This is a genomic window from Mycobacterium asiaticum, assembly GCF_001673365.1.
Lineage (GTDB): Bacteria > Actinomycetota > Actinomycetes > Mycobacteriales > Mycobacteriaceae > Mycobacterium > Mycobacterium asiaticum_A.
In genome coordinates this window covers 21,186-28,108 of record NZ_LZLS01000091.1, presented here as the reverse complement: position 1 = coordinate 28,108, position 6,923 = coordinate 21,186, and the positions used below count along the sequence as shown (strand labels likewise).

The window sequence follows — 6,923 nt, the reverse complement described above, 5'->3', positions numbered from 1 at the left end:
TGGCGGCGGCAGCGCCGGAAATGGTGGGGACGCCGGCGGCGGCGGCAAGGGCGGCCGAGGCGGCAACAATTTCGGTGACGGCGGCGAGGGAGGCTTCGGTCCCGTGGCAGGAGGACTCGGTGGGGCGGGCGGAAATGCCGGCTTCGTGGCCGGCTCCGGAGGCAACGGAGGCGGCGGTGGCATCGGCGTGGCTGGTGCCGGGGGCGCTGGTGGCAAGGCGGGGCTGATCGGCGACGGCGGCGACGGCGGCGTCGGCGGTTCCGGCAACGGCGCCGGAGGGCACGGGGGTAGCGCCGTGCTGATCGGCAACGGCGGTAACGCTGGCAGTGGTGGCCCGCCCGGTGGCAAGAGCGGAACCGGCGGCGGCGGGGGGCTGTTGTTCGGCCTGAACGGATCGCCGTAGCCTTTGCGAAGTGCGGCGTCATTGCGCGACAATGCATTTCGTGGCGCGCACAAGTCACCGCGGAACAGATGAGTACCTGTGCCCCCGGCAGGATTCGAAGATGCCGCCCGCGAGTTTGCCAGCACCGCCTCCGATCAGCGTAAACAGCTCTCTGCCAGCGGTTATTGGTAGACACGTCTACTAGGCACGGGTTAGCTCCTGTTAGCATGAGACAGCACCGGGATAGCGTGCAGATAACAGGAGGCAGCGAGCCATGGCCGGAAAGAAGGGCCGCCGCGGGTGGGGCTGGATCAGGCGGTCGGGCGCGAGCACGTGGCACGCCTCCTACGTCGGCCCCGACTGCGTGCGGCACAACGCGCCGCGGACCTACTCGGCGAAGATCGACGCCGAGGGGTGGCTGGCGGGGGAGCGCCGACTGATCGAGCACGGCACGTGGACCCCGCCCGCCCAGCGGGAGGCCCAGCGGGTCGCGGGGGTGCTGACCGTGGCCACCTACGCCGCGACGTGGATAGAGCAGCGGGAGCTGCGGCCGCGGACCCGCATGGGCTACGAGGCCATCCTGGAGAACCGGGTGAAGGGCTCGCCCATCGGCGCGGTGGCGCTCAAAGACCTTTCTCCGCAGGCGGTTCGGGCCTGGCACGCGGCGCTGCCGAAGGACAAGCCGACCGCCAGGGCGCACGCCTACCAGTTCGTGCACGCGGTCTGCGCCACCGCCGTGTCCGACGGGCTGCTGGCCGCGAACCCCTGCAACGTCCCGAAGGCCATGGCCAGCAAGACCGTTCGCCAGCCCGTGATCCTCGACCCGTCCGAGGTCGCCGCGCTGGCCGACGGGGTGCCCGAACGGCTGCGGGCGCTGGTCCTGCTCGCCGCCTGGTGCGGCCCGCGCTGGGGCGAGGTCGTCGAGCTGCGGCGCCGCGACGTCAGCGACGACTGCTCGGTGCTGACGATCGCGCGCGGGGCCACCCACCGCGCGGGCCAGTGCCACCTGGACAGCCCGAAGTCGGGCCGCGTGCGCAAAGTGGTTGTGCCGCCGCACATCCGGGTCGACCTGGCCCGCCACCTGGAGCGGCACGTGGACAAGGCCCCCGGGTCGCTGCTGTTCCCGCCGACGCGGGGCGGATGCCACCTCAACGACAAGGTGTTCCGCGACGACGTGCTCAACCCCGCGCTGGCCGCGATCGGGCGCGACGGGGAGAAGATGCCGCGCCCGACCATCCACGACCTGCGGCACTTCGCCGGGACGCAGACCGCCCGCGTCGGCAACCTGGTCGAGACGATGGGCCGCCTCGGGCACTCGACGGTGAAGGCGTCGCTGATCTACCAGCAGATCGTGAGCGGCCGTGACGCCGAGGTCGCGGACGCGCTGTCGCGGCTGGCCGTCGGCGCTGGACCCGAAGACGGATAGTCAGTCCCTGGTAGACGGGTCTACTACGTTGAGGCGCAACGGGTCTCGCTACTTGCCGCACACGTGCGGATGGTACCTTCGCCACCATGGAGCAGCACGCGCCCGCACCGGTCAACGGTTCACCGCTGGACCGGGTGGCCGCCGAGCGTCTCGACGCCCGCATCCGGGCGCTGGCGGCGACGGTGCGGGACAACCTGGTCGACCTCGACTCGCTGCTGGTCGAGCTGGAGGCCGCGCTCGAGGAGGCCCGGAGCGGACGGATACACGAGGCCCGCGGCTACCGGTCCTGGCCCGCCTACGCCGCCGACGCGCTGGCCCCGGTCCGACGTCTCGAGCTGTCGAACCCCCAGACCCGACGCGCGGTGGTCCGCCTGTTCGTCGACAAGGGGCTGTCGCAGCGCGCGATCGCCCAGGCCACCGGCGCCGGCAAGACCACGGTCCAGCGCGACATCGCCTGGCTCGCGCGGAACAATCAGGTGGTCCAGGACGGACCACCTGGCGACACCACCGGAACCGACGGCAAGCGGTACCCCAGGCGCCGCCGGGCCACCGCCGCTGAACCCGCGGACGGCGTCCGGCGCGGACGGCTAGGCGCCCTGGCGTCGGCGGTGGTGGATGCCGAGCGCGCCTTGGGCGGGTTGCTCGCCGCGGCCAGGGCCGCCGAGCCCGAGATTACGGCGAGCCGGGTCGTCGACGACGCGTTCCGGCACGACGTCGACCTGCTGTGCCACCTGCTGCGCGACGTCGGAGAGGTCGGCATCCGGCTGCTGCCGACCCCGACGACCGTCGGCCTGACCGGCGGGCTGAACGCGTGGGGCTCGCTGGAGGCGATCGCCCTCGACGCGATCGGCCGGCCCGACGGGAACGACGGCGGCGCAACGCTCCCCGAGGTCGCGGCACGCCGCACGGCCAGCGGTGACGCCGTCGGTCTGGTAGACAGGTCTACCGAAACACGTTGGGAAGCAGCGGGATAGAATACCCGCGACACGCCGGGAGGGTGTCCGACCACCGGTTAGCGTCGATGACTATGACTCCCGAAACCACCGCTCTGCCCCGCACGGGCCTCGTCGACATCCCCGCCGCCGCCGGGTATTTCGGCGTCCACGCGAGCACCGTGCGGCGCTGGATCGCCAAGGGGCAGCTCCCGGCGCGACGCGTCGGCCCGACGCTGATCCGGATTCGCGTCGAGGACATACGCGCCTTCGCCGACGGCTGCGCGAGCGTCTCCGCCTGACGGCGGGCCAAACCCCAACCCCCCGCGCAGGTTTCGCCGGTCCAGGCTGCGCCCTTCAGCGGAGGAACACCCTTGAGCACGAATGACGAAGGCCACCCGGACGACGAATACGGGCGGCCCTCGGTAGATTCCAGCGGAGAATCTGGGCACCAGCCTATCCGGTCGGGCGACGCCGGCCAGAGTGACGATGCCCCTTTCATCCGCTACGCGATCGAGCAGGCCTCACGCAACCCGGACACCTACGCGAAGTCCAGCCGCGAGTGCCAGCGCAAGGCCGACCGGCTGCGCGCGCAGCGCGGCGACCCACCCTGGGGCGACGACTTCATCGATCACTTCTCGCTACCCCGGTTCGCCGGCAAACCGAAGCCCGACCGCCGACCGAGGCCGTCGCTGGTGGCGGTGCCGACGCCGCCGGACGGCGCGCGGTGGGGCAGGTGGGCGCTGGCCACGGTCGAGGCCAAGTGCGCGAGGATCGCCGCGACGCCCGAGGGGTCGCGCAACCACGCCCTCAACGCCGAGGGGGTGCGCGCCCTCCGGGTCGCGATGCGAGGCGAGCTCGACCTCGCGGCGGTCACAGAGGCGCTGGCCGCGGCCGGGCGGGCGGCCGGGCTGGGCGAGGGCGAGGTTCGGGCCACGCTGAGCTCGGCCAGTGCCAAGGCCGACAACGACGGTCCGGCCGACCCGCCGCCCGACCGCGAATGGCCAGCGGTGGCAACGTCTTTCACGGTTGACCCGGCGGCCATCACCGGAGACGGCCCAGCCGACCCGGTGGACCGTCAGCGGTTCGTCAGCGGCGGCGCGTTCATCCTCGACGCGCCCGAGGAGCCGCCGGCAATTTGGGGTCACGGCGGCGACGTCCTGTGGGCCCGCGGCGAGTCGCTGATGGTCGCCGGGCCGATGGGCGTGGGCAAGACGACGCTGGCGGGCCTGTTGATCCGGGCGCTGCTGGGCCTCGGCGACGGCACGGTCCTCGGGCTGCCGGTCGTCGCGCTGGCACCCGACCGGCGCCTCCTCTACCTGGCCATGGACAGGCCGCGGCAGGCGGCGCGGTCGCTGGCCCGCCAATTCGGCGCGGCCGACCGCGAGGTCCTCGACGAGCGGCTGGTCGTCTGGCCGGGGCCGCCCCCGGCCGACGTCGCCCGCCACCCGGAGGTCCTGACGCTGCTGGCCGAGGACGCCGACGCCGCGGTGGTCGTCCTGGACTCGGTCAAGGACGCCGCGATCGGGCTGTCCGAGGACGAGGTCGGCGCCGGGTATAACCGGGCGCGGCAGATGTTGCTGGCCAGCGGCCGCGAGCTGGCCGAGCTGCACCACACCACCAAGCGCGGAGCCAACGGCGGGCCGCCGACGCAGGCCCAGGACATCTACGGGTCGACGTGGATCACCAACGGGACGGGCTCCATCCTGCTGCTGTCGGGCGAGCCCGGCGACCCGCTGGTCCATTGCCGCCACGTCCGTCAGCCGATGAACGAGCTCGGGCCGTGGTGGCTGTCGCACGACCAGGATTCCGGCGCGCTCACCGTCCACCACGCGGTGGACCTAGTGGTGCTGGCGGCCGCCAGCCCGGACGGGGTGACCGCGAAGGCTGCGGCCGCCGCCATCTTCTGCGACGCCGACGAGGACGGCGACAAGCTGCCGAAACCGAAGCCGGGCCAGGTGGAGAAGGCCAGACGACAACTCGACATGAAGACCAAGGCCGGGTTGCTGATTCGGGTCGAGGGGTCCAAGGGTGGGACCGCCGGGGGTAAACCCACGGCCTGGTTCCCCGCACCCTCAGGCGTCGCGACGGTGTTCCCGTGAGCAAGCTACGGGCGATCACGCAGCGATCACACATGGGCAAAACCGCTGATAGAGCGACCACGCGCCTTTTTGGCCCCAAAGCGACCACGCGACCGATCACGCCGATACGTGTCCTGGGCAAAACCGCTGATAGGGCGATCACGCAGCGATCACGACCGATCACGCCCCAGGGCGATCACGAAACCCACCGCGTCTATAGACGCGGGGTTCGGTCGCCGCGCCCCGGACGGAAGGCCAGAAACGTGTCCCTCGCCGAATTCCTGACCATGGCCCGCGACACCGTCCCGCTGCCCGGCGCGGCCTGCCGCGGGAGGCCGGAGGACTTCGACGTCGAGGACCCGAAGGACCCGAGGCTGGCCGCCGCGGTCGAGAGCTGCCGCTCCTGCCCGGCGCTGGACGCCTGCGCCGAATGGCTCGCGGCGCTGACGCCGGGCCAGCGGCCGACCGGGGTCGTGGCCGGGCGGCTCGTGCGGCCCTACCACCGGCCAAACGCCAGCCGTCCGAAGACGAAGGCCCGGAGGGCGGGGCCGCGTCCGGGTGACCTCGCAGCCGACGGGTGGCTCGCCGAACGGCTGGCCGCCGGACCGGCGGCGGTGCCCGAGCTCGCCAGGGAGGCCCGCGCCCGCGGCATCGCCCGCCCGACGCTCTACGCGGCGTGCAAGCGGATGGGGATCGAGACCACCGGTGGCACCGGCCGCGACGACCCGGCCGTCTGGCGCCTGCCAGCCGGCCAACCACAACCGAAGGAGAGGGAAGCATGACCACCACCAAGCCCAAGCCCATCACCGACCGCCTGGTCGCGAACGTCGGGGCGGACATCGTCGAGGCGGCCAGCCACATCACCAACCCGTCCATCCCCGGCCACGCGCGCTACCGCGCCGACCTGGCGATCGACCGGGCCACCAACCCCCGGCTCATCGACCGCGGGGCCGCGCCGCCCCTGGTGCTGGCCATCGGCGCGGCGATCGTGCGGCGCCTGGCGATGCGGCACCTGATGACCTGGCGCGGCCCGGACCCGATCGAGAACGCGTTCAACCCGCCCGACGACACGACCGTGTGGCACGCCGACGCGATCCTCGACCAGTGCCGGTGCGGGGTCCTCTGGGGCCTGCGCCCGGAGGAGCTCGGCGTGGGCATCCGGGACGGCGCGTTCGAGGAGATCGACCCGCCGGTCCAGCCCGCGCCGACCCTGACCCCCCGCCAGGCCAACTGCATGCTGACCTGCCTGCAACTGGCCGACGCCCGGATCACAGACCACGGCGAGAGGCTGGAGCGGGCCGACCACTGGTGCGGCAAACACGACTTCACGACCGGCCTGGAGGCCATGTCCGCGGGCGTCGAGCTGGTCGCGCTGCTGGCCGGGTGGACCGACAACCCGGAGCTGACCTACGAGACCCTGACCACCGACCTGCTGACCATCCACGAGGACGAGTGACCATGACCGAGACAGCCGCCCCCGCACAGACCGCCGACGCCGCGCCCCCGGAGAACCCGGACGCGCCGGAAACCGGCCCAGAACCGACTCTGGACGACCCGGCGGCCGATGGCGGCGAATCCGCCGACGGGGAGCCCGGCGAGCCCCAGGGCGACCACGGTGGCAACCGGGAGGCCAGGTACCGGGTCCGGGCGCGGGAGGCGGAGGCCGAGCGCGACGCGCTGCGCGAGCAGCTGGCCAGCGCGCGGCGGGAGGGGATCGACGAGGCGCTGGCCGCCGCCGGGCTGCGCCCGGCCCTGTTCGACGCCGCCGGGCTCGAGGTCGACGACTTCCTCGGTGAGGACGGGCGGGTTGACCGGGCCGCGGCCGTCGAGGCGGCGCGGTCGGCCGCGGCCGACCTCGGGGTGGACGGCACGCCGCGGCGGCCCGCGCCGAACCCGATCGCCGGGACGCCCTCGGCTCACGCGCCAGCGGGCGGCCGCGCCGCCTGGGACACGGCATTTGGGGTCAAGGGGTGAGACTGGCCGGGTCGTTGCGGATCGGATTGTAGAATCAGAGTCGACGAGAATGCCGAATCGCCCGTGGCTCACGGCATTTCGCAGGACCCGGCGTGTGGCCGGACGCGGACCCGGCGAGCCGCCGCCGC

The 6,923-nt window shown here is 73.0% G+C and carries 7 protein-coding genes and 1 pseudogene; all 8 read left to right on the top strand.

All coding sequences use genetic code 11. From position 1 onward, the window contains the following. Positions 1–403 (top strand): annotated as a pseudogene (locus tag A5634_RS28635) (hypothetical protein); the annotation flags it as partial. A gap of 253 nt (positions 404–656) precedes the next feature. Continuing rightward, the gene (locus A5634_RS10100; RefSeq protein ID WP_065143907.1) at positions 657–1,808 is read left to right on the top strand and encodes a tyrosine-type recombinase/integrase; all 1,152 of its coding nucleotides are present in this window, start codon (positions 657–659) and stop codon (positions 1,806–1,808) included. Positions 1,809–1,894: 86 nt separating this feature from the next. Continuing rightward, positions 1,895–2,782 carry a hypothetical protein gene (locus A5634_RS10095; RefSeq protein WP_065143906.1) on the top strand — a complete coding sequence of 296 codons (888 nt, stop codon included), beginning with the start codon at positions 1,895–1,897 and terminating at the stop codon, positions 2,780–2,782. A 53-nt stretch (positions 2,783–2,835) separates the two neighbouring features. Then, positions 2,836–3,042: a helix-turn-helix domain-containing protein gene (locus A5634_RS10090; RefSeq protein WP_065143905.1), complete on the top strand. Its 207-nt coding sequence runs from the start codon at positions 2,836–2,838 to the stop codon at positions 3,040–3,042. Between the two features lie 72 nt (positions 3,043–3,114). Continuing rightward, the gene (locus A5634_RS10085; protein WP_065143904.1) at positions 3,115–4,842 is read left to right on the top strand and encodes an AAA family ATPase; all 1,728 of its coding nucleotides are present in this window, start codon (positions 3,115–3,117) and stop codon (positions 4,840–4,842) included. A 242-nt stretch (positions 4,843–5,084) separates the two neighbouring features. Next, the gene (locus A5634_RS28150; protein WP_065143903.1) at positions 5,085–5,603 is read left to right on the top strand and encodes a hypothetical protein; all 519 of its coding nucleotides are present in this window, start codon (positions 5,085–5,087) and stop codon (positions 5,601–5,603) included. Further along, complete coding sequence (locus A5634_RS10075; RefSeq protein ID WP_065143902.1) at positions 5,600–6,277, top strand: hypothetical protein; 678 nt, start codon at positions 5,600–5,602, stop codon at positions 6,275–6,277. The genes A5634_RS28150 and A5634_RS10075 overlap by 4 nt, the downstream gene beginning before the upstream one ends. Further along, complete coding sequence (locus tag A5634_RS10070) at positions 6,205–6,795, top strand: hypothetical protein (RefSeq protein WP_155769460.1); 591 nt, start codon at positions 6,205–6,207, stop codon at positions 6,793–6,795. Before A5634_RS10075 ends, A5634_RS10070 begins: the two co-directional genes overlap by 73 nt. The last annotated feature ends 128 nt before the right edge of the window (positions 6,796–6,923 follow it).

Coding starts and splice junctions, on each gene's coding strand:
- A5634_RS10100 (WP_065143907.1), top strand. CDS start 657: ATGGCCGGAAAGAAGGGCCGCCGCGGGTGGGGCTGGATCAGGCGGTCG.
- A5634_RS10095 (WP_065143906.1), top strand. CDS start 1,895: ATGGAGCAGCACGCGCCCGCACCGGTCAACGGTTCACCGCTGGACCGG.
- A5634_RS10090 (WP_065143905.1), top strand. CDS start 2,836: ATGACTCCCGAAACCACCGCTCTGCCCCGCACGGGCCTCGTCGACATC.
- A5634_RS10075 (WP_065143902.1), top strand. CDS start 5,600: ATGACCACCACCAAGCCCAAGCCCATCACCGACCGCCTGGTCGCGAAC.